Source organism: Hansschlegelia sp. (assembly GCF_035538955.1).
Lineage (GTDB): Bacteria > Pseudomonadota > Alphaproteobacteria > Rhizobiales > Methylopilaceae > Methylopila.
In genome coordinates this window covers 212,393-231,959 of record NZ_DATLJK010000014.1, presented here as the reverse complement: position 1 = coordinate 231,959, position 19,567 = coordinate 212,393, and the positions used below count along the sequence as shown (strand labels likewise).

The following is a 19,567-nucleotide window of genomic DNA, read 5'->3' as shown; positions in this document are numbered from 1 at the left end:
TCCTCAAAAGGAAGAGACGATCGACTCACGCCAGCATCGCGATCGGCTTTTCGATCAGTTTCTTGATTTCGGCCACCAGGGTCGCGCCGAGCGCGCCATCGACCGCGCGGTGGTCGCAGGACAGCGTGATGCTCATCACGGTCGCGACTTTGATCTCGGAGCCTACCACCACGGCGCGCTTCTCACCGGCGCCCACCGCCAGAATGGTTGAGTGGGGCGGATTGATCACCGCCGTGAAATCCTTGACGCCGTACATGCCGAGATTGGACACCGCCGTCGTGCCGCCCTGATACTCCTCCGGCTTCAGCTTCCGGTCGCGGGCGCGCGCCGTGAGGTCCTTCATCTCTTTCGCGATCGTCGACAGCGTCTTGGTTTCGACGGCGCGGATGATTGGCGTGATCAGGCCATTGTTTGGCAGCGCGACCGCGACGCCGACGTCTGCGTGCTTGTGGCGCAGCAATGCGCCCTCAGTCCAGGTGACGTTGGCGTCCGGCACCCGCGAGAGCGCGACGCCGAGCGCCTTCACCACGATGTCGTTGACCGAGACCTTCCACGCCGGCTTGCCGTCCTTCTCGGGCGCAGCGGCGTTGACCTGTTCGCGAAGCGCCAGCAGGTCGTCGATCCGGCAGTCCACCGTGACGTAGAACTGCGGCACGGTCTGACGCGCCTCCGTCATGCGGCGCGCAATGGTCTTGCGCATGCCGTCATGCGGGACTTCTTCGTAGGAGCCCTCCGGGAACAGCTTGCGGATCGCTTCGTCGGAGGCAGGCGTCGGGCCCGGGGCGCTCCCGCGGGCTTCCTGTGCAGGCGCGGCCTTGCCCCCGCCGGCGCCTTTCGCCTCCTCGATATCGGCCTTGATGATGCGGCCATGCGGTCCGGAGCCGGACAGCGCCTTCAGGTCGAGGCCTGCTTCCTTCGCGAGCCGCCGTGCGAGCGGCGACGCGAAGACGCGCTCGCCCTTGTCTTGGCCGTTCGCGACCGGGCTCGAGGGCTTGCCGGCCGTCGGCTCCGCCTTCGGCGTCTCGTCCTGCCTCGCCTCCGAAGGCCGAGGCTCCGCCGGCTTCGGCTCTTCGGTCTTCGCCGGCTCCGGCGCGGCTTTGGCTTGAGGCGCTGAAGCCTCGTTCAGCGCGCTGTCGTCCTCGCCCTCGGTGAGCAGTATCGCGATCGGCTCGTTCACGGCGACGTCCGAGGCGCCTTCCGGCACCACGATCTTGCCGATCCGGCCCTCGTCGACCGCCTCGACCTCCATCGTCGCCTTGTCGGTTTCGATCTCCGCGATCACGTCGCCCGACTTGACCTCGTCGCCCTCCTTCACGAGCCACTTGGCGAGGTTGCCCTTCTCCATGGTCGGCGAGAGCGCGGGCATCAGGATGTTGGTGGGCATCGGGCGTCAGGCCTCTGCGGAAGGCGTCTGTGGCGGCTGCGGCTCGTCGAACGGAAACAGCGCGTCGAGCGGAAAGCCGACAGCGTCAAACGGCGCGACTCGAACTTCTTCGCCGGGCTCGAAGGTGGCGAGCAGGAGCCACTGCCCGGCGGCGTTGGCGAACGCTTCGAGGACGCGGGCGCGGGGATCAAGAAGCCAAAGGTGTCCGACGCCAGCGTTAGCGTAGATCCGCCGCTTCGGACCGCGGTCCAGTCGCTCGGTCGAAGGCGAGACGATTTCGCAGACCCAATCGGGAGCGACCTCGATGAAAGCCGTGTCAGGCTCAGCCGACAGCCGCTCGCGCCGCCACCCGGCCAGGTCAGGAACGACGACATCCGAACCGAGATGCAGTTCGGGTTCAACAAGGAAAATCCAGCCCCCTGGCCCCCCGCGACCACGTTGGAACGGGCCGCTCAGTTCGGCTCCGAGACCAGAAGCGGCCGCCCCGTGGCGCGGCGACGGCCGCGGATGCGTCTCCAGCACGCCGTCGACGATCTCCGCCACGAGATGCGACGGAACCGCTTCGAGGTCGGCGTAGGTGGCGCGGCGCAGGGCCGGATCGGCGCTCATAGGGCTGACCACTCAACTCAAGATGTCGGCAACTGCGGAAGATCATCTGGCGCAGGAAGCACGACGCCTTCATTTCTCGCCCGGCTACCCATAACTATCCGCAGGATGTCCTTTACCTCGCTAATGGCAGGCTTCGCCTTCTCGGCCATATCACCTACTACAAACGCCATGTCGCCCATAAAAGCAAAAAACCTTTCGGTGCGGGTCTTTTCCTGCATTGCCTCGTCATGCAGATCGCCGAGACGATCAAGTAATTTTGCTTTCTTCTTCTCACTTAAACCAGAGCTCGTTATTAAAACCCTGATCTTCTCGATGTGAGAAAAAACTTTCTCCCGCTCATCGTTGCTAAAGCGCGCGAAACCGAACTCCTCGGTATCAGAAGATTCTTTCCACTGCCTAATTTCATCGATCGACTCCGACTCAATGCGGCCCACATAATTCTCGACGATTAGGGCGTGGTAGTTATTTTTAATTTCATAATAATCATCTTTCCACGGAGTATTCACTCCTAGCTCAACACTAATCTTCAATTCAGCAGCTTCGATGAAGCGCCTTATTAAGTTTACCGCAGCTCTATACTCGCTGTCAGAATCATCTTTACGTAAATAACCGTCCAGTCTTTCAAAGACTATACCTATAGCAGCAAGTGGTTCGACTGGCAGATCTCTGAACACTTCTTTAACGTCTATCGTCATGTGCCCAGGCCCGTCCTAAACCTGGACCGGTAGCAGACCGCCTTCGCGGCCTCGACCACCTCAGCCACGCTCGGCAGCGCGAGTTTCTCGAGGTTGGCCGCATATGGCATCGGGACATCCTTGCCGGAGACCCGCGTCACCGGCGCGTCGAGCCAGTCGAACGCGCGCTCCATGACTCTGGCCGCCACCTCGGCGCCGACGCCCGACTGCGCCCACCCCTCCTCGACCGTCACGCAGCGTCCGGTCTTCTTGACCGACTCGATGATCGTGTCGGTGTCCATCGGCCGCAGCGTCCGTAGGTCGATGACTTCCGCCTCAATGCCTTGTTTGGCGAGTTCCTCGGCGGCTTTCAGCGCGTAGGTCATGCCGATCGACCAGGCGACGATCGTCACGTCCTTGCCCGGACGGGCGACCTTCGCCTTGCCGAGCGGCACGACGTAGTCGTCGAGCTTCGGCACTGGGAAGGACTGGCCGTACAGAATCTCGTTCTCGAGGAAGACGACAGGGTTTTCGTTGCGGATTGCGGCCTTGAGCAGCCCCTTGAAGTCGGCGGCCGTATAGGGGGCAACCACGATCAGGCCGGGAACGCTCGAGTACCAGGCCGAGTAGTCCTGGCTGTGCTGGGCGGCGACGCGCGCCGCGGCTCCGTTAGGCCCGCGGAACACGATCGAGCAGCTCATCTGGCCGCCCGACATGTAATTCGTCTTGGCGGCCGAGTTGATGATCTGGTCCATCGCCTGCATGGCGAAGTTGAACGTCATGAACTCGACGATCGGCTTCAGGCCGGCCAGCGCGGCGCCAACGCCGACGCCCGCAAAGCCGTGCTCCGTGATCGGCGTATCGATCACCCGTTCGGCGCCGAACTCGTCCAGAAGGCCTTGGCTCACCTTGTAGGCCCCTTGGTATTCGGCGACTTCTTCCCCCATCAGGAACACGCGGTCATCGGCCCGCATCTCTTCGGCCATTGCGTCGCGCAACGCCTCGCGGACGGTGATCGTCGCCATCTCCGTCCCCTCAGGAACGTCAGGCTCCGGCGCAGCCTCGGGCTGGGGCGGAGCGGCGGCCGCCGAACCCGTCGCCTTCGCCTCCTGCGGCGGCTGCTTGCCGCCGGCCTCGTCCTTCGCGGCTCCCTCTTCGGCGGCTTTCGCGGCCGCCTCTCCGCCGGACGTCGGCCCCTCGGCGGGAGGCGCGGCGTCCGCCTTCTGCTGCTTCTCGCCCGATCCCGCCTGCTTTGCGCCGCCGTTCAAGGCGCTCGCGTCTTCGCCGTCGCCGAGGAGCAGCGCGATCGGCGTGTTGACCTTTACGTCCTCGGCGCCTTCGTCGATCAGAATCTTGCCAAGCGTGCCCTCATCGACCGCCTCGACCTCCATCGTGGCCTTGTCGGTCTCGATCTCGGCGATCACGTCGCCGGACTTCACCGCGTCGCCCTCCTTCTTCAACCATTTGGCGAGCTTGCCCGCCTCCATGGTCGGCGAAAGCGCCGGCATGAGGACTTCGATCGGCATCGGGGCGCGTCTCTCTTTCTTTCAAGTCTTCTTTTCATCGGCCGCCCCCGCGGGGGCGGCCTGCCGGTCAGCGCAGGACGTCGGTCCAGAGCTCTGACGGATCGGGCTCCGGGTCGGAACTCGCGAACTCCGCGGCGGCGTTCACGATGTCCCGCACCTCCTTGTCGACGGCCTTGAGCTCATCCTCGGTCGCCTGGCCGTTCTCGATCAGCCGCTTGCGGATCTGCTCGATGGGATCGTGCGTCTCCCGCATCTTCTGGACCTCCTCCTTGGACCGGTACTTCGCCGGGTCCGACATGGAGTGGCCGCGATAGCGGTAGGTCACCATCTCGAGGATATAGGGGCCGTTGCCCTCACGCGCGTGTTTCACGGCCCGGTCGCCCGCGGCCTTCACCGCACGCACGTCCATGCCGTCGACCTGTTCGCCCGGGATGTCGAAGCTCGCGCCGCGATGGGACAGGTTGGTCGTCGAAGAGGCGCGCTCGACCGAGGTGCCCATGCCGTATTTGTTGTTCTCGATGACGTAGACGACCGGCAGCTTCCAGAGCTTCGCCATGTTGAAGCTCTCGTAGACCTGCCCCTGATTGGTCGCGCCGTCGCCAAAATAGGCGAGCGTCACCTTGCCGTTCTTGCGGTATTTGTTGGCGAAGGCGAGCCCGGTGCCGAGCGACACCTGTGCGGCGACGATGCCGTGACCGCCGTAAAACTGCTTCTCCACGCTGAACATGTGCATGGAGCCGCCCTTGCCCTTGGAGTAGCCCCCGCGGCGGCCCGTGAGCTCCGCCATCACGCCCTTCGGGTCCATCTCGCAGGCGAGCATGTGGCCATGGTCGCGATAGCCGGTGATCACCTGGTCGCCCGGCGTCAGCGCCATCTGCATCCCGATCACGACGGCTTCCTGGCCGATATAGAGGTGACAGAAGCCTCCGATCAGACCCATGCCGTAGAGCTGGCCGGCCTTCTCCTCGAAGCGACGGATCAGCAGCATCTCGCGATGCGCGTGGAGCTCCTGCTCCTTCGAGAACGGCGCTACGCCGGCGGCGTCGCCGCCGCTTTCTGACTTCGCCGACTTTGCCGGCGTCGCGGACTTTGAGGCCGGCGACGCGCTGGCGCGTTTCGACGGCTGCTTCTTGGCGGCTGTGGCTGCCATCCGGGTCCCTGGCTTTTTCCTCTTATTTTCTGAGGAAGCTAGCGCGCGGGCACGACGAAGGCGAGACGCGTCCGCGCGAGCGGCTTCCATCTCCGATCTGACAGATGATCGACGAAAGTAGCAAGGGGGCAGGCGGAATTCGCCGGATCAGGTCAGTGCGGGCGGATCACGCGATCGTCGGGCCGCAACCAGCCGAGGTCCGCGCGCGCCCGTTCGTCCAGCAGGTCCGGATCGAGCCGATCGGTGCTGAGCAGGTCGATGCGGTGCTCGATTGCGGCGCGGTCGGCCTTCACCGCGACAAGTTCCGCGGTCAGCTGCTGCACCTCAATCTCGGTCGACCGGCTCGCGATCAGCCCGTGGGCGCCGGCGTAGGCCTGTTGCCCGAAATAGCTGACCGCGCCTGCGGCGACGATCCACAGGGTGAGCTGTGCGGCGGCCATGCGCCAACGGGTGCGGACGATCATGCCGCGAGAATAGCCTGTCATGGTTTCCGATCCGTTACGCGGCGCGTTTCAGTCTGTCGCGGAGCCGCGACGCCAGACGCCCGAGCGCGGCCCTGCGGCCGGTCAGCGGTTCGCCTTCGGCGCCGGGCGTCAGTGAGACGGAGGGTTCGCCCTCGTCCTCAAGCCTGAGCCCGGCCCGGATCACGCGGTCGTCGTCCAGGCCGCGGACGATGAGCGTCGCGGGTCCGAACTCGGCCACGTCGCCGAGCGCCGGCCGGCTCTCGAATCGGCTCGCGAAGAAATCCGCCACCGTCCGGTCGCGCTCCTCGGGAGGAACCTGAAGGCCGTAGAGCTCGGCGAGGGTGGCGAGCGCCGCGTCGCCCCGAAGCGGGAATTCGCCGAGCGCAGGCCGCGCGCGGCCCGCCTCGGTCGACGCGAACAGCCCGTCAAGCTCCGCGACCCGCTCGGGCGCGGCGAGAAAGTAGCCGTAATCGCCTGGTTTCAGACTCCCCGCCTCGGCCGGATCGAGGATCTCGTTCGCGCGGACGACCATGATGGGCCGCGCCCAGCGGGGGATCGAGTCGCGCGCCAGGATCGGGCAGTTCGGCGTCACGGCGTAGCCGACCATCTCCTGCGCCAGCTGACCGGGGAGATCGATCTCGACCCTGTTGACGGCGCGGGGCGTCTGGCGAACCGCGAGGTTCAGGCGGCGCGCGAGCGGCGTGATCGTCCAGCCTTGGACGACCAACGAGATGATCACCACCACGAAGGAGATGTTGAAGTAGACCTGCGCGTTCGGAACCTGCGCGAGCGTCGGGATCGCCGCCAGGAAGATCGAAACCGCGCCGCGCAGGCCGACCCAGCCGACGAAGGTGATCTCCTTCCGGGAAAAGCCGAACGGCGCCAGGCATGCGGCCACGGCCGCCGGGCGACCGACGAAGATCAGCACCACCGCGATCGCCACCGCGGACGGCACGGCCGGCAACAGCTGCGACGGCGTCACCAGCATTCCGAGCACGATGAACATGACGATCTGGCAGAGCCAGGTTACGGTGTCGTGGAACGCAATGATGCTCGGCAGCGCGCGCACCTGGCGGTTCCCGACCACGATCCCCGCAAGGTAGACCGCAAGGAAGCCTGAGCCGTGCAGCACCGCGGCGAGCGAGAACAGCGCGACGGCGCTCGCCACCACGAACAGCGGATGAAGGCCCGACGGAAGCTCCACCTTGTTCAGCACGAAGGCGAGCGCGAAACCGCCCGCGACGCCGGCGGCGGCGCCGATCACGGCCTCCTGGAGGAAATGGCCAAAGATCGACAGACCGCCCTCGCCGCCTCCCGCCGAGACCAGCCCGACCAGCATGACGGTGAGAAAGACGGCGATCGGATCGTTGGTGCTCGACTCGATCTCGAGTGTCGCATTGACCCGCCGCTGCAGCTGAAGACCGCTGGACCTGATCAGGAAGAACACGGCCGCGGCGTCTGTCGAGGCCACGGTGGCGCCGACCAGCAGTCCTTCGAGCCAGGTGAGGTTGAGCATCCAGGCTGCAAAAGAGCCCACGATCCCCGCGGTGAGCACGACCCCGAGGGTCGCCAGCATCACGGCTGGCGCGACGGCGCCCGAAATATGTGAGAGGCGCGTGCGAAGGCCGCCGTCGAACAGGATGATCGCGAGCGCGAGCGAGCCGATCAGATAGGTCAGCCGGTAGTTGTCGAACGCGACGCCGCCCGGGCCGTCCTGGCCGGTGAGCATCCCGATAACGAGGAACACAAGGAGCAGCGGGGCGCCGAAGCGGGAGGCGACCAGCGAGGACAGGATACCGACCAGCATCAGCGCGGAGCCGAACAGCAGAATCGCGTTGACGACGGTGATGTTGTCCATGTCCCCCGACATAGCTCGCGGCGCGACGCGTCGGGCGTCTGCGCGCCGCAGACGTCGTCCGAGCGCCGAAGCCTCAGATGGAAGACGGAAATTTCACCGACGATTGCTGCGAGATCAAGGCGGTGACGCGCTCCGCGCCGGCTTTTAAGCCGTCAGCCGTCACGCCTTGGGGAAATCGAGCCCCATCTCGCGGTAGCGCTCCGGATCGTCGGCCCAGTTCTCCCTCACCTTGACGAACAGGAACAGGTGAGCCTCGGCCTCGATGATCTCGGAGATCTCCTTCCGCGCTTCGGTCGAGATCTGCTTCACGGTCTGGCCGCCCTTGCCGATCACGATGCGCTTCTGGGTTTCGCGCTCGACATAGATCGTTTGTTCGATCCGCACGGAGCCGTCCTTGCGCGTCTCCCATTTCTCGGTCTCGACCGTGGAGGCGTAAGGCAGTTCGTCGTGCAGCCGAGCGAACAGCTTCTCACGGGTGATCTCGGCGGCGAGAACGCGCAGCGGAAGGTCCGAGACGTCGTCGGCCGGATAGAGCCAGGGGCCGGCGGGCATCTCGTCCGCCAGATAGGCCACCACGTCGCGCACGCCGTCGCCGGTCAGCGCCGAAATCATGAAGACTCGGTCGAAGCCGACCCGCGCCGCCGCCTCCTGCGCAACGGCAAGCAGAGACTCGCGGCGGACCGTGTCGATCTTGTTGAGCAGCAGGATTTTTCGCCGCGGCGCCTCGGCGAGCTTGTCGAGGATGGCAAGGTTGCCCTCATCGAGCCCTTTGCGCGCGTCGATCAGCAGCGCGATCACGTCGGCGTCGGTCGCGCCGCTCCATGCCGTGCTGACCATCGCGCGATCGAGCCGCCGCTTCGGCGGGAAGATGCCCGGGGTGTCGACGAACACGATCTGCGCGCCGTTCTCGATCACCAGGCCGCGCACGAGCGCGCGCGTCGTCTGCACCTTGTGGCTGACGATTGAGACCTTGGTCCCGACCAGCTGGTTCACGAGGGTGGACTTGCCGGCGTTCGGCGCGCCGACCAGGGCGACAAAGCCGCAGCGCGTCCGGCCCTCCTCGCCCTGCGGGCTCTGATCGTCACTCATTCGGCATTCCTCGCCAGCTTGCCTTCCTTGACGAGCAGCGCCCGTGCGGCGGCCTGTTCGGCGATCCGCTTCGACGGACCCTCGCCTTCCGCCTCCGAGAGCCCCTCGACGGCTACCGCGACGCGGAACTGCGGGTTGTGGTCCGGACCGGAGCGCTCGATCTCCCGGTAACAGGGCGTCGCCAATCCTCGTCCCTGCACCCATTCCTGCAGTTCGGTCTTCGGGTCGCGGAGCGGACGCCGGGGGGCCAGCATGCGCGGTCGCCAGAACCGGTCGACCAACGCGGCCGCCGGCTCGTACCCGCCGTCGAGGTGGACGGCGCCGATGACAGCTTCGCAGACGTCGGACAGGATAGCGATCTTCTTGCGGCCGCCGGAACTCGCCTCCCCCTGCCCGAGGCGGATGTGCGACGCGAGGTTCATCGCCTCGGCGACTTCGGCGCACGCCTCCGCCCGCACGAGTTCAGCCAGACGCCGCGAGAGCTCGCCTTCGTCGGCCTTCGGAAACTCGGCGATCAACATCCCCGAGATGGCGAGGCCGAGCACCCGATCGCCGAGGAACTCGAGCCGCTGGTAGCTGCCGAGCCGCCCCTCCGACGATTTGGCCGCGCTGATATGGGTCAGCGCGCGTTCGAGGAGCGTCGGATCGGCGAAGACGTGTCCGAGACGCGCTTCGAGCTCCTGGCGCGCGACGGCCGCCCGCTTCATTCGAGCAGCGTTCCGATCCGCGACCAGCGCACGCTCCACGGCCACTTCCAGAAGGCCCAGGCGTGCTCGCCGCGTTCGACCGAGAAGAACAGGATTTCGGCGCGGCCGACCAGGTTTTCGACCGGCACATAGCCGACCGCGGACTGCACGCGGCTGTCGGTCGAGTTGTCGCGGTTGTCGCCCATCATGAACAGGTGCCCCGGCGGAACCTCGTAGACCGGCGTGTTGTCCAGGAAGCCGTTGGGGTCCATGTCGAGGACCTCGTAGGACACGCCATTGTCGAGCGTCTCGCGGTACCGCGGGATCCGACGGGCGGCGCCGCCCTCGCCTTCTATGTAGTCTTGCGGCAGCCGCACCTTCGGAACCGGTTTGCCGTTGATGTTGAGCACGCCGTCGATCATCTGGATCCGATCGCCGGGCAAGCCGATCACGCGCTTGATGTAGTCGGTCCAGCCGTCCTGCGGCACCCACACCTTGAACACGGCGACGTCGCCGCGCTTGGGAAGCGCCTCGAACACCCGTCCCGAAAAAATCGGCGGGCTGAACGGCAGCGAGTGATGGCTGTAGCCGTAGGCGAACTTGTTCACGAACAGGTAGTCGCCGACCAGCAGCGTGTCCTCCATCGATCCTGACGGGATGTTGAAGGGCTGGAAGATCAGCGTCCTGATCACGACTGCGATCAGCAGCGCTTGCGCGCAGATCTTGACGATTTCGGCGAAGCCGCCCTCGGCGGCCTGCTTCTTTTCAGTCGTCACGCTCATCGCCGTCCTGTTCGAAGCGCACGCCGTCCCGCGGCGCGAAGGCGTGATAGACCCCGCCGCGCTGAGTGGCAATCAAGGCGCGCGGCTGCGCCGGTCACGGTCTCGGGGTCGCGCTGATGACGACGACCGCAGCTGCGAGCGGCTCCTCGTCGGTAAGGGTGAGATCGATGCGCGCCTCATAGCCCGGCGGCGTCATCTTCTCGAGGTGTTCTCTGGCGCCGCCGGTCAGCGCCAGCGTCGGACGGCCGGACGGCAGATTGACCACGCCCATGTCACGCCAGAAGGTGCCATTGCGAAAACCGGTGCCGAGCGCCTTGGCGCAGGCTTCCTTGGCCGCGAAGCGCTTCGCGAGCGTGGCGGCCGGCGCGCCCTTGGCGAAAGCGCGCTTCCGCTCGACGTCCGTGAACACCCTCTGCAGAAAACGGTCGCCGAACCGCTCGAGCGTCCGCTCGATCCGGCGGACGTCGCAGAGGTCGTTTCCGATCCCGAGTATCATGCCGCCGCCTTCCGCCTGCCGCGCGCGATCGCGGCCTTCATGGTCCGAATGGTCTCCGGCAGCCCCACCGCCAGCGCCTCGCCAATAAGAAAATGGCCGATGTTTAGTTCGGCGATTTCGGCCAAGCCCGCGATCGTCTCGGCGCTTGCATAGTCGAGGCCGTGGCCGGCATGGACCTCGAGCCCCAGCTGTGCGGCGCGCGCCGCGCCGCTGGCGAGCCGGTCGAACTCCAGAGCCGCACGGCCGGCGTCGCCGGCCGCCAGCGCTTCGCACCAGGACCCGGTATGGAGCTCGACGATCGCCGCCCCGAGATCCGCGGCGGCGTCAAGAGCCGCGGCGTCAGGCTCGACGAACAACGAGACCCGCACCCCCGCGCCGCCAAGCCGCTCCACCACGGGAGCGAGCTGCGCGCGCTGTCCGACGACGTCGAGACCGCCTTCGGTCGTCCGCTCCTGCCGCTTCTCCGGGACGAGGCAGGCTGCGTTCGGCCTCACCTTGAGCGCGATCGCGAGCATTTCTGCGGTCGCGGCCATTTCGAGGTTCAGCGGGCGGTCGATCTCCGCGCGAATGCGCTCGATATCGGCGTCCCGGATGTGACGGCGATCCTCCCGCAGATGCGCCGTGATCCCGTCCGCGCCGGCGTCGGCGGCGAGCCGCGCCAGCCGCACCGGATCAGGATGCGCGCCACCGCGGGCGTTCCGCACGGTCGCCACATGATCGATGTTGACCCCGAGTCTCACCTGACCAGCCATCATGTCCCTTCGATCCCGAGCGACGCTCAGCCGTTGACCCGTTCGACGTCGCTGACGACCGGCGCCTGTCTGAGATCCGAGATGATCGCGCCCAGATGCTTGGCGTCGAACACGCCGAGGTCGAACCGGATCTCATGGAAATCGGGCGAGCGCGAGAGCATCCTGACGTCGTCGATATTGGCTTCGTAATTGCTGATGATGCCGGAGATCAGCGCCAGCGACCCCGGCTCGTTGATCGAGGTCACCTTGATGCGCACCGGGAAGCGTTCGCGCTTGGCGAAATCGACGTCCCACCGAACGTCGAGCCAGCGTTCCGGCTGATCGTCGAACGCCTTCAGCGCCGGCGACTGGATCGGATAGATCGTGATCCCCTGCCCCGGATCCAGGATCCCGACGATGCGGTCGCCCGGGACCGCGCCGCCGTCAGGCGCGAACCGCACCGGCAGGTCGCCACGCAGTCCGCGGATCGGCAGCGAGGGCAAGGTTCCGTCGCCCGGCTCTCCCCCAGGCGCCTTGAAGCGAAGGGCGCCCGCGTGATCGAGCCCGAACCAGCCGCTTTCGGGCGCGACCACGCCATGGGACGTCTGGGATCGGTCGTCCTTGACGTCGGGGTGCACGGCCCGCACCACGTCGATCGAGTGCATCTCGCCGCGGCCGACCGCGGCAAGCACGTCCTCGACCGAGTTGCGCGCAAGCCGGTGCAGAAACGCCTTCAGGCGGTCCTCGGCGAAAGGCTTGCCGGCGCGCTCGAAGGCGCGTTGCACGATCTGACGCCCAAGTCCGGCATATTGCGCCCGCACGGCGGATCTCGTGGCGCGGCGGATCGCGGAGCGCGCCTTTCCGGTGACGACGATCGATTCCCATGCGGCCGGCGGCACCTGCGCCTCGGAGCGGATGATCTCCACTTCGTCGCCATTGTTCAGCGGCGTGACGAGGGATTCGCTGCGGCCGTTCACTTTGCAGCCGACGCACTCATTGCCGACGTTGGTGTGCACCGCATAGGCGAAGTCGATCGGCGTCGCGCCGCGCGGCAGCGCGATCAGGCGTCCCTTCGGCGTGAAGCAGAACACCTGATCGTTGAACAGCTCGAGCTTGGTGTGCTCGAGAAATTCCTCGGGGTTGTCGCCCTCAGCGAGCAACTCCACGGTCCGACGGAGCCAGCCATAGGCGCGGCTTTCGCGCGCAAAGCCGTCGGGCTCGGACGCCGATCCGTCCTTGTAAAGCGCGTGCGCGGCGATGCCGTATTCCGCGAGGCGCTGCATCGCCTCGGTGCGGATCTGCAGTTCGACGCGCTGATGCCCCGGCCCAACGATCGTGGTGTGGATCGAGCGGTAGTCGTTCGCCTTCGGCGTCGAGATGTAATCCTTGAACCGCCCCGGCACCGTCGGCCAGCCGGAGTGCAGCGCGCCAAGCGCGCGGTAGCAGTCCGGCACGTCCCCGACCACGACGCGGAACCCGAAAATGTCGGAAAGCTGCTCGAAGGCGACCGACTTGCGCTCCATCTTCCGCCAGATCGAATAGGGCTTCTTGGAACGTCCGCTGATCTTCGCCTTGATGCCGAGCGCTTCGAACCTGACCTCGAACTCCTGCTGGATGCCGGCGATGGCGTCGAGGTTGCGCTCAGCCAGCCGGTTCAGACGGCCGAGGATCGTCTCGTAGGCGTCCGGAAAGAGCGTCCGGAAACAGATGTCTTCGAGCTCTTCGCGCAGCCCCTGCATGCCCATGCGGGCGGCGAGCGGCGCGTAGATGTCGAGCGTCTCCTGGGCGATCCGGGCGCGCTTCTCGGGCGGCACGAAGTGCAGCGTGCGCAGATTGTGCAGCCGGTCGGCGAGCTTGACGAGCAGCACCCGCACATCCGCCGCGATCGCGAGCAGGAGCCGCCGCAGATTCTCCGCCTGGGCGGCTTCCTTGGTGACCAGATCGAGCCGCTTGAGCTTGGTCAGTCCCTCGACCAGTTCGCCGATCTGGGGCCCGAACAGCGCGTCGATCTCGTCCCGGGTGGCGTCGGTGTCCTCGATCGTGTCGTGGAGCAGCGCCGCCACGATGGTGGCGTCGTCGAGCCTGAGATCCGTCAGGATCGCGGCGACCTCAAGGGGATGGGAGAAGTACGGATCCCCGGAGGCGCGGGTCTGCGCGCCGTGCGCCTTCATGGCGTAGACGTAGGCGCGGTTCAGGAGCGCCTCGTCGGCGTTGGGATTGTACGCCTTGACGCGCTCGACGAGCTCGTATTGCCGCATCATGGGGCGAGGGCCGCCGAAAGTGACGTCGCGCGACGCGCGCGGACGCCCGGAATATCGTGGCCGCCGCCGCAGCGCACAAGAATTCTGGGCCAAGATACAAAAACGCCGCGCGCGGAGATCCGCGGCGGCGCTTCGAGATGGTCGCTTAGAAGCCGGGACTTACTCCTCGTCTTCGGTCTCCGCCGGCGGCACGAGGCCCTCGAGGCCGCGTAGCAGATCCTCTTCGGTCATGCGATCGAATGCGATGTTGCCGTCGTCGGCGGGCTGCCCGGCGGTGCCGGCGAGCGCCGGAACCACTTCCGCCTCGGGCTCGTCGACCTCGACATATTTCTGCAGCGAATGGATCAGATCCTCGCGCAGATCGTCAGGCGCAACGGTCTCCTCGGCGATCTCGCGCAGCGCGACGACAGGATTCTTGTCGTTGTCGCGATCGATCGTGATCGGCTGACCGGCTGAAATGAGCCGGGCGCGATGACCGGCGAGCAGGACCAGATCGAAGCGATTCTCGACCTTGTCGATACAATCCTCGACAGTGACGCGGGCCATCGGACCGTCGCTCCTCTCGTTGCCATTTGAAGGGGATGAAGGCGGTCTTTACCGCGCGGCCGTTCCCATGGCAAGGACCATGCGGCTGTGCGCGCTTCGCCCGGGTCCCGCCCCCGGGGCGGCAAGGCGAGGCGGCGCGCTTCTTCAGGACCTCACGAAAGACCGTTTCTCACATGTTCTATTCCGATGAGCGTCTCGGCCTTTTCATCGACGGCGCCAACCTCTACGCGACAGCGCGCGGCGTCGGCTTCGACATCGATTTTCGTCGGCTGCTGCGCGAGTTCCAGGGCCGCGGGTATCTGATCCGCGCCTACTACTACACGGCGCTGGCGGAGGACCTCGAGGTCTCGACGATCCGTCCGCTGATCGATTGGCTCGACTACAACGGCTATACGGTCGTGACCAAGCCCACCAAGGAGTTCACGGACTCCCAAGGGCGGCGGAAGGTGAAGGGCAATCTCGACATCGAGCTCGCCATCGACGCGCTCGAGCTCGCCGAGAAACTCGATCACATGGTGCTGTTCTCGGGCGACGGCGACTTCACCCCATTGGTCGCGGCGATGCAGCGGCGCGGCGTGCGGGTGACCGTCGTCTCGACCGTGACCACGCAGCCGGCGATGATCGCCGACGATCTCCGCCGGCGCGCCGACCACTTCCTCGATCTCGCCGACCTCGCTGCGAAAATCGGGCGTGATCCGGCCGAGCGCGTCGCGCGTGAGGCCCGCCGCCAGGCCCCGGTCGACGCCACGCCTCAAAGCTGACGGACGGCTCTGGTGTCGCTCGCCGCCGTGGCGGAGCCCCCTGCGCCGCCGCGCGATTGTCCGCTCTGCCCGCGGCTGGCGGCGTTCCGCGACGAACAGCGCGCCGCCTTTCCCGAGTGGCACAATGCGCCGGTCCCCTCCTTCGGACCGGCCGCGCCGCGGCTGCTGATCGTCGGCCTCGCGCCCGGCCTGCGCGGCGCCAACCGGACAGGCCGGCCCTTCACCGGCGACTATGCGGGCGAGCTGCTCTACGGAACGCTTCTGAAGTTCGGCTTCGCCGCGGGCGAATACGAGGCTCGGCCCGACGACGGCCTCTGGCTGGTCGATGCGCGGATCGTCAACGCCGTCCGGTGCGTGCCGCCGCAGAACAAGCCCGCGCCGTCAGAAATCCGCACCTGCCGCACATTTCTGGAGCCGGAGCTTGAGGCCCTGCCTGAAGGCGCGGCGGTGGTGGCGCTGGGTCGGATCGCGCATGATAGCGTCTGCCGTGCGCTCGAGATCAGGCTGAAGGACGCGCCGTTCGGCCACGGCGCGGAACACGCGCTCGATCGGCTCCGCCTCTTCGACAGCTATCACTGCTCCCGCTACAACACGAACACGGGGGTGCTGACGACCGGGATGTTCGAGGCGGTGTTCGCCCGGGTCGCGGACCATCTGGGCCGCGCGACGTCAGCCTGACGACCCAATCCGCCCCAGTCCGCGAAGGCGCTGCGCCTAGCCTCTATCCCGCATGATACGGGCCTTGTCGCGGTTCCAGGTGCGCTCCTTGTCGGCCTCGCGCTTGTCGTGGAGCTTCTTGCCGCGGGCGAGCGCGATCTCGACCTTGGCGCGGCCGCGGTCGTCGAAATAGATCTTCAGCGGCACGACCGTCATGCCCTCGCGGGTGACGGCGCCGCTCAGCTTGTTGATCTGGTTCCGGTGCAGCAGCAGCTTTCGCGGCCGCTTGGTCTCGTGGTTGAAGCGATTGGCCTGCAGGTACTCCGGGATGTAGGCGTTGTAGAGATACATCTCCCCATTGTACTCGCCGGCGTAGGACTCCCCGATCGTCGCTTTGCCGCCGCGCAGCGACTTCACCTCCGTGCCGACCAGCGCGATGCCGGCCTCGATCGTGTCGCCGATCTCGTAATTGTGGCGCGCCTTGCGGTTGTCCGCGACGATCTTGAACCGAGGATTTGGCGCCTTGGCGTTCATGGCCTGATGCCGTTCAGCGGCCCGCGACGGCCCTGACGCCGAGAGCCGTCTCTTCAGCGGAGATCAACCCGGCGTGCAGCAGCGCCGCGCGCACCTTGGTCCGCGCGGTGTCGCTGCAGGGGACCATCGGAAGACGCATCGTCTCGGAGCACCGGCCGAGCATCGCCAGCGCGACCTTCGCCGGACCGGGGTTGGTCTCGCAGAACAGATCCACATGAAGCGGCATCAGCCGGTCCTGATAGGCCAGCGCGGAACGGAAATCGCCGGCGATGCAGGCCTCCTGGAATGCGGCGCACAGCCCCGGCGCGACGTTGGAGGCGACCGAGATGCAGCCATGGCCGCCATGCGCCATGAAGCCGAGCGCGGTGGCGTCCTCGCCGGAGAGCTGGATGAAATCGGGCCCCATCGCCGCGCGCTGCAGGCTGACCCGCGCCACATTGGCGGTCGCGTCCTTGACGCCGACGATGTTCGGCAGCTCGTAGAGCCGCGTCATGGTCTCGACCGACATGTCGACGACCGAGCGGCCGGGAATGTTGTAGATCACCACGGGCAGCCCGGTGGCTTCCGCCACCGCCCGGAAATGCGCGTAGAGACCGTCCTGGCTCGGCTTGTTGTAGTACGGCGTGACGATCAGCAGCCCATCGGCGCCGTCCTTCTCCGCCCGCTGCGCGAGCGAGACGGCCTCCCTGGTGGAATTCGACCCGGCCCCCGCGATCACCGGCACGCGGCCCCTCGCCTCCTCCACGCACCAGCGCACCACGTCATTGTGCTCATCATGCGTGACGGTCGGGCTTTCGCCGGTCGTGCCCATTGGTACGAGGCCATGCGTGCCCTCCGCGATCTGCCAGTCGACCAGCGCGCGGAACGAGGCCTCGTCGAGCGAGCCATCCTCCAGCATGGGCGTGACGAGAGCGGTGATGGAGCCGTGAAAGATGGGGAGGGTCATTGCTGAGCGTCGTCTCCGGATCCGCCGCGACGTGAGCGGGTCCGCGATTGAGGGCCGCGACGCCTTGAGGTCGTCACGTTCCCCGACTTGTACTCGCGCAAACCCCGAACGGGAAGCCCGCTCACGTTCGCTGCGGCGCAGCGAGCCGAGGCGTCTGGGTTAGCTTTTCGTAAAGCCCACCGGGCGAAACTGAGGCGTCAGATCCCCGCCCCCCGCACGAACCCGAACCGAGAGCCATGTCTGCGTTGAACGCCCTCCGTTGCGGAGTCGCCGTCCTCAGCTTGCTCGCCGCAGCAACGAATTCGATCGCCGGCGAAGCCGACGCCGATCCGACCTCAGCCGCCACCTTGTCGTCCGCGGAGATCGTGGTCGCCTACGACGCCACCACGACCGGCGCGATCTCGGCCAGCTCTCGCGCGGCGCCGAGCGCGGCTGTCTCGGCGGGCGACGTCGCGCAGATTCGCGCGGCCATCACAGCGTTCGAGCGCGGCGACGTCGCCGGCGCGAGAGCCCTGCGCAGCGCCCTTCGCGATCCTGGCGCGGTCACGCTTCTCGACTGGCTCGGCATCCGGCTGGCGTCGCGCCAGGTCGGCTTCACACAGATCGACGCGTTCTATCGCGGGCACCGCGATTGGCCGATGGCGAGCTGGGTCCGTCGGCGCGCCGAGGAGGCCCTGTGGCTCGAGAACGTGGCGCCCGCGACCGTCCGGGGCTTCTTCGCCGCCAATGGCCGCCCCGAACGCGCCGAGGGCAAGCTCGCCCTGGCGCGCGCCCTGCTCGCCGCCGGGAACAACGAGGCAGCCGCTTCAATCGCCCGCGAGGCGTGGCGAAACGAAGATCTGGGCGGCGCTCTGGAAGCGCAGGCGCATGCGGCGTTCTCGAAGTTCTTCACCGCGGCTGATTATCGGGCCCGGGCCGAAAAGCGTTTCCTGGCCGACGAGGTGGACGCCGGGCTTCGGGCGGCTGCGCGCGCGGGCGGCGCCTATCTGGCAGTCGCGAAGGCCCGCGCCGCCGTCATTCGCAAGCTGCCGAGCGCCGCCGCGGCGCTTGCCGCGGTGCCCAGCTCTGCACGCTCCGATCCGGGCTATCTGTTCGCGGTCGCCAAATTCGAGCGGCGCGCCGAGCGTCCTCGCGAGGCGGCGTCGGCGCTCGCCAAGGCGCCGCGCGGCGGAGCCGCCCTGATCGACCCCGATGCATGGTCGGTGGAGCGCCGCGTCGTCGCACGCGACCTGCTGGACGCCGGCGACGCCCGCGGCGCCTATGCGGTCCTCACCCGCGACGAGCCGGCGTCCGACAGCGACAAGGTCGAGTCGCACATGCTCGCCGGCTTCATCGCGCTTCGCGCTTTGGGCGACGGCAAGACCGCTTACCGCCACTTCTCGGCGGTTTTGGGCGAGGCGACGATTCCCGGCACGGTCTCGCGGGCTTTGTACTGGCAGGGCCGCTCGCTCGAGGCTCTCGGCGACATGCGCTCCGCGCGCGTCGCCTATGAGAAGGCCTCCCGCTACGTCACCAGCTATTATGGCCAGGTCGCACGCGCCCGGCTTGGACTGCAGGATCTGCCGATCCGTTCGCTGCCGAATCCGACGACCGCCGACCGGGCCACCTTCGGAGCGAGACTGTCGGTCCGCGCCATCGACCTGCTCTACCGGGCCGACGAGAAGGAACTGGCCCTGCCGCTGGTGGCGGCGCTCGCAAGCGATCTCAAGAGCCCCGGCGAGGTCGTGCTGCTCGGCGCCCTCACCCAGCGCTACAAGGACCCCCGCGCGACGCTCGTGGTGGGCAAGGCGGGCCTGAACAGCGGCTTTGCGGTCGACGCTCTGGCCTATCCGACCGGCGGCATTCCGCGCTTCCAGCCGGCTCAGGGTTCGATCGAAACAGCTGTGGTGCACGCGATCGCGCGCCAGGAGAGCTCATTCAACCCGAAGGCGGTGAGCCACGCCAATGCGCGCGGGCTGCTTCAGCTGCTGCCGAGCACCGCAGCCAAGACGGCCCGCAAGGCCGGCGTTTCGTTCGACGCGAAGCGCCTGACGGCCGATGCGGCCTTCAACGCTCAGCTCGGCGCCGCGCATCTCGGGGAACTCGCCCGCAACTTCGACGACTGCTACCCGATGGTGTTCGCCGCCTACAATGCGGGACCGAGCCGGGTAACCGAGTGGGTGCAGCGTTACGGCGATCCGCGCCGTCCCGACACCGACCCGGTGGACTGGGTCGAGCGCATCCCGTTCGCGGAGACGCGCAACTACGTGCAGCGGGTGATGGAGAACACGCAGATCTATCGCACGCGGCTCAATGGCCGCACCGCGCTCTTGATCGACCGCGACCTCGGCCAGCGCGCCGGAGACAAGACGGCCGGCCGCTAGCTCTCAGGTCGCCGCGAAAAAAAGGCCCGGCGCATCGCCGGGCCGTTCTT

19 protein-coding genes are annotated in these 19,567 nt (G+C 67.0%); 3 read left to right on the top strand and 16 right to left on the bottom strand.

Annotated elements, in window-relative coordinates; genetic code table 11:
* Nucleotides 1–25 precede the first annotated feature (25 nt).
* The 14 genes from VM780_RS10545 to rpoZ form a co-directional block, all read right to left on the bottom strand.
* Nucleotides 26–1,384 carry a pyruvate dehydrogenase complex dihydrolipoamide acetyltransferase gene (locus VM780_RS10545; protein WP_325447229.1) on the bottom strand — a complete coding sequence of 453 codons (1,359 nt, stop codon included), beginning with the start codon at nt 1,382–1,384 and terminating at the stop codon, nt 26–28.
* Between the two features lie 6 nt (nt 1,385–1,390).
* Nucleotides 1,391–1,993: a Uma2 family endonuclease gene (locus VM780_RS10540; protein WP_325447228.1), complete on the bottom strand. Its 603-nt coding sequence runs from the start codon at nt 1,991–1,993 to the stop codon at nt 1,391–1,393.
* A 17-nt stretch (nt 1,994–2,010) separates the two neighbouring features.
* Complete coding sequence (locus VM780_RS10535; protein WP_325447227.1) at nt 2,011–2,688, bottom strand: hypothetical protein; 678 nt, start codon at nt 2,686–2,688, stop codon at nt 2,011–2,013.
* The gene (locus tag VM780_RS10530) at nt 2,685–4,193 is read right to left on the bottom strand and encodes a pyruvate dehydrogenase complex E1 component subunit beta (RefSeq protein ID WP_325447226.1); all 1,509 of its coding nucleotides are present in this window, start codon (nt 4,191–4,193) and stop codon (nt 2,685–2,687) included. The genes VM780_RS10535 and VM780_RS10530 overlap by 4 nt, the downstream gene beginning before the upstream one ends.
* A 67-nt stretch (nt 4,194–4,260) precedes the next feature.
* The gene (pdhA, locus tag VM780_RS10525) at nt 4,261–5,343 is read right to left on the bottom strand and encodes a pyruvate dehydrogenase (acetyl-transferring) E1 component subunit alpha (RefSeq protein ID WP_325447225.1); all 1,083 of its coding nucleotides are present in this window, start codon (nt 5,341–5,343) and stop codon (nt 4,261–4,263) included.
* 152 nt (nt 5,344–5,495) lie between these two features.
* Nucleotides 5,496–5,807, bottom strand: coding sequence for a septum formation initiator family protein (locus VM780_RS10520; RefSeq protein ID WP_325447224.1), 312 nt, complete (start codon nt 5,805–5,807; stop codon nt 5,496–5,498).
* A 34-nt stretch (nt 5,808–5,841) separates the two neighbouring features.
* Nucleotides 5,842–7,665 carry a potassium/proton antiporter gene (locus VM780_RS10515; RefSeq protein WP_325447223.1) on the bottom strand — a complete coding sequence of 608 codons (1,824 nt, stop codon included), beginning with the start codon at nt 7,663–7,665 and terminating at the stop codon, nt 5,842–5,844.
* 159 nt (nt 7,666–7,824) lie between these two features.
* A complete protein-coding gene (era, locus tag VM780_RS10510; protein WP_325447222.1) occupies nt 7,825–8,754 on the bottom strand; it encodes a GTPase Era in 930 nt (309 codons plus the stop codon).
* Entirely contained in the window at nt 8,751–9,461 is a 711-nt protein-coding gene (rnc, locus tag VM780_RS10505; protein WP_325447221.1) for a ribonuclease III, read from the bottom strand. Before rnc ends, era begins: the two co-directional genes overlap by 4 nt.
* The gene (gene lepB / locus VM780_RS10500) at nt 9,458–10,222 is read right to left on the bottom strand and encodes a signal peptidase I (protein WP_325447220.1); all 765 of its coding nucleotides are present in this window, start codon (nt 10,220–10,222) and stop codon (nt 9,458–9,460) included. The genes rnc and lepB overlap by 4 nt, the downstream gene beginning before the upstream one ends.
* A gap of 94 nt (nt 10,223–10,316) precedes the next feature.
* Entirely contained in the window at nt 10,317–10,718 is a 402-nt protein-coding gene (acpS, locus tag VM780_RS10495) for a holo-ACP synthase (RefSeq protein ID WP_325447219.1), read from the bottom strand.
* Entirely contained in the window at nt 10,715–11,470 is a 756-nt protein-coding gene (locus tag VM780_RS10490; RefSeq protein ID WP_325447585.1) for a pyridoxine 5'-phosphate synthase, read from the bottom strand. The genes acpS and VM780_RS10490 overlap by 4 nt, the downstream gene beginning before the upstream one ends.
* Nucleotides 11,471–11,496: 26 nt before the next feature.
* Complete coding sequence (locus VM780_RS10485; protein ID WP_325447218.1) at nt 11,497–13,710, bottom strand: bifunctional (p)ppGpp synthetase/guanosine-3',5'-bis(diphosphate) 3'-pyrophosphohydrolase; 2,214 nt, start codon at nt 13,708–13,710, stop codon at nt 11,497–11,499.
* 159 nt (nt 13,711–13,869) lie between these two features.
* Complete coding sequence (rpoZ, locus tag VM780_RS10480) at nt 13,870–14,256, bottom strand: DNA-directed RNA polymerase subunit omega (RefSeq protein ID WP_325447217.1); 387 nt, start codon at nt 14,254–14,256, stop codon at nt 13,870–13,872.
* Between the two features lie 173 nt (nt 14,257–14,429).
* On the opposite strand from rpoZ, the gene VM780_RS10475 reads away from it, so the two are divergent.
* Together VM780_RS10475 and VM780_RS10470 are read left to right on the top strand one after the other, a co-directional pair.
* Entirely contained in the window at nt 14,430–15,017 is a 588-nt protein-coding gene (locus VM780_RS10475; protein ID WP_325447216.1) for an NYN domain-containing protein, read from the top strand.
* A 12-nt stretch (nt 15,018–15,029) separates the two neighbouring features.
* Nucleotides 15,030–15,695, top strand: a complete 666-nt coding sequence (locus VM780_RS10470; protein ID WP_325447215.1) for a uracil-DNA glycosylase — start codon at nt 15,030–15,032, stop codon at nt 15,693–15,695.
* Between the two features lie 36 nt (nt 15,696–15,731).
* Here the strand turns inward: VM780_RS10470 and smpB are convergent, their stop codons facing one another.
* Nucleotides 15,732–16,208, bottom strand: coding sequence for an SsrA-binding protein SmpB (gene smpB / locus VM780_RS10465; protein ID WP_325447214.1), 477 nt, complete (start codon nt 16,206–16,208; stop codon nt 15,732–15,734).
* A 13-nt stretch (nt 16,209–16,221) separates the two neighbouring features.
* The gene (dapA, locus tag VM780_RS10460; RefSeq protein WP_325447213.1) at nt 16,222–17,154 is read right to left on the bottom strand and encodes a 4-hydroxy-tetrahydrodipicolinate synthase; all 933 of its coding nucleotides are present in this window, start codon (nt 17,152–17,154) and stop codon (nt 16,222–16,224) included.
* A gap of 281 nt (nt 17,155–17,435) precedes the next feature.
* On the opposite strand from dapA, the gene VM780_RS10455 reads away from it, so the two are divergent.
* Nucleotides 17,436–19,517 (top strand): lytic transglycosylase domain-containing protein, encoded by a 2,082-nt coding sequence (locus tag VM780_RS10455; RefSeq protein ID WP_325447212.1) that lies wholly within the window; start codon nt 17,436–17,438, stop codon nt 19,515–19,517.
* Nucleotides 19,518–19,567: the final 50 nt, after the last annotated feature.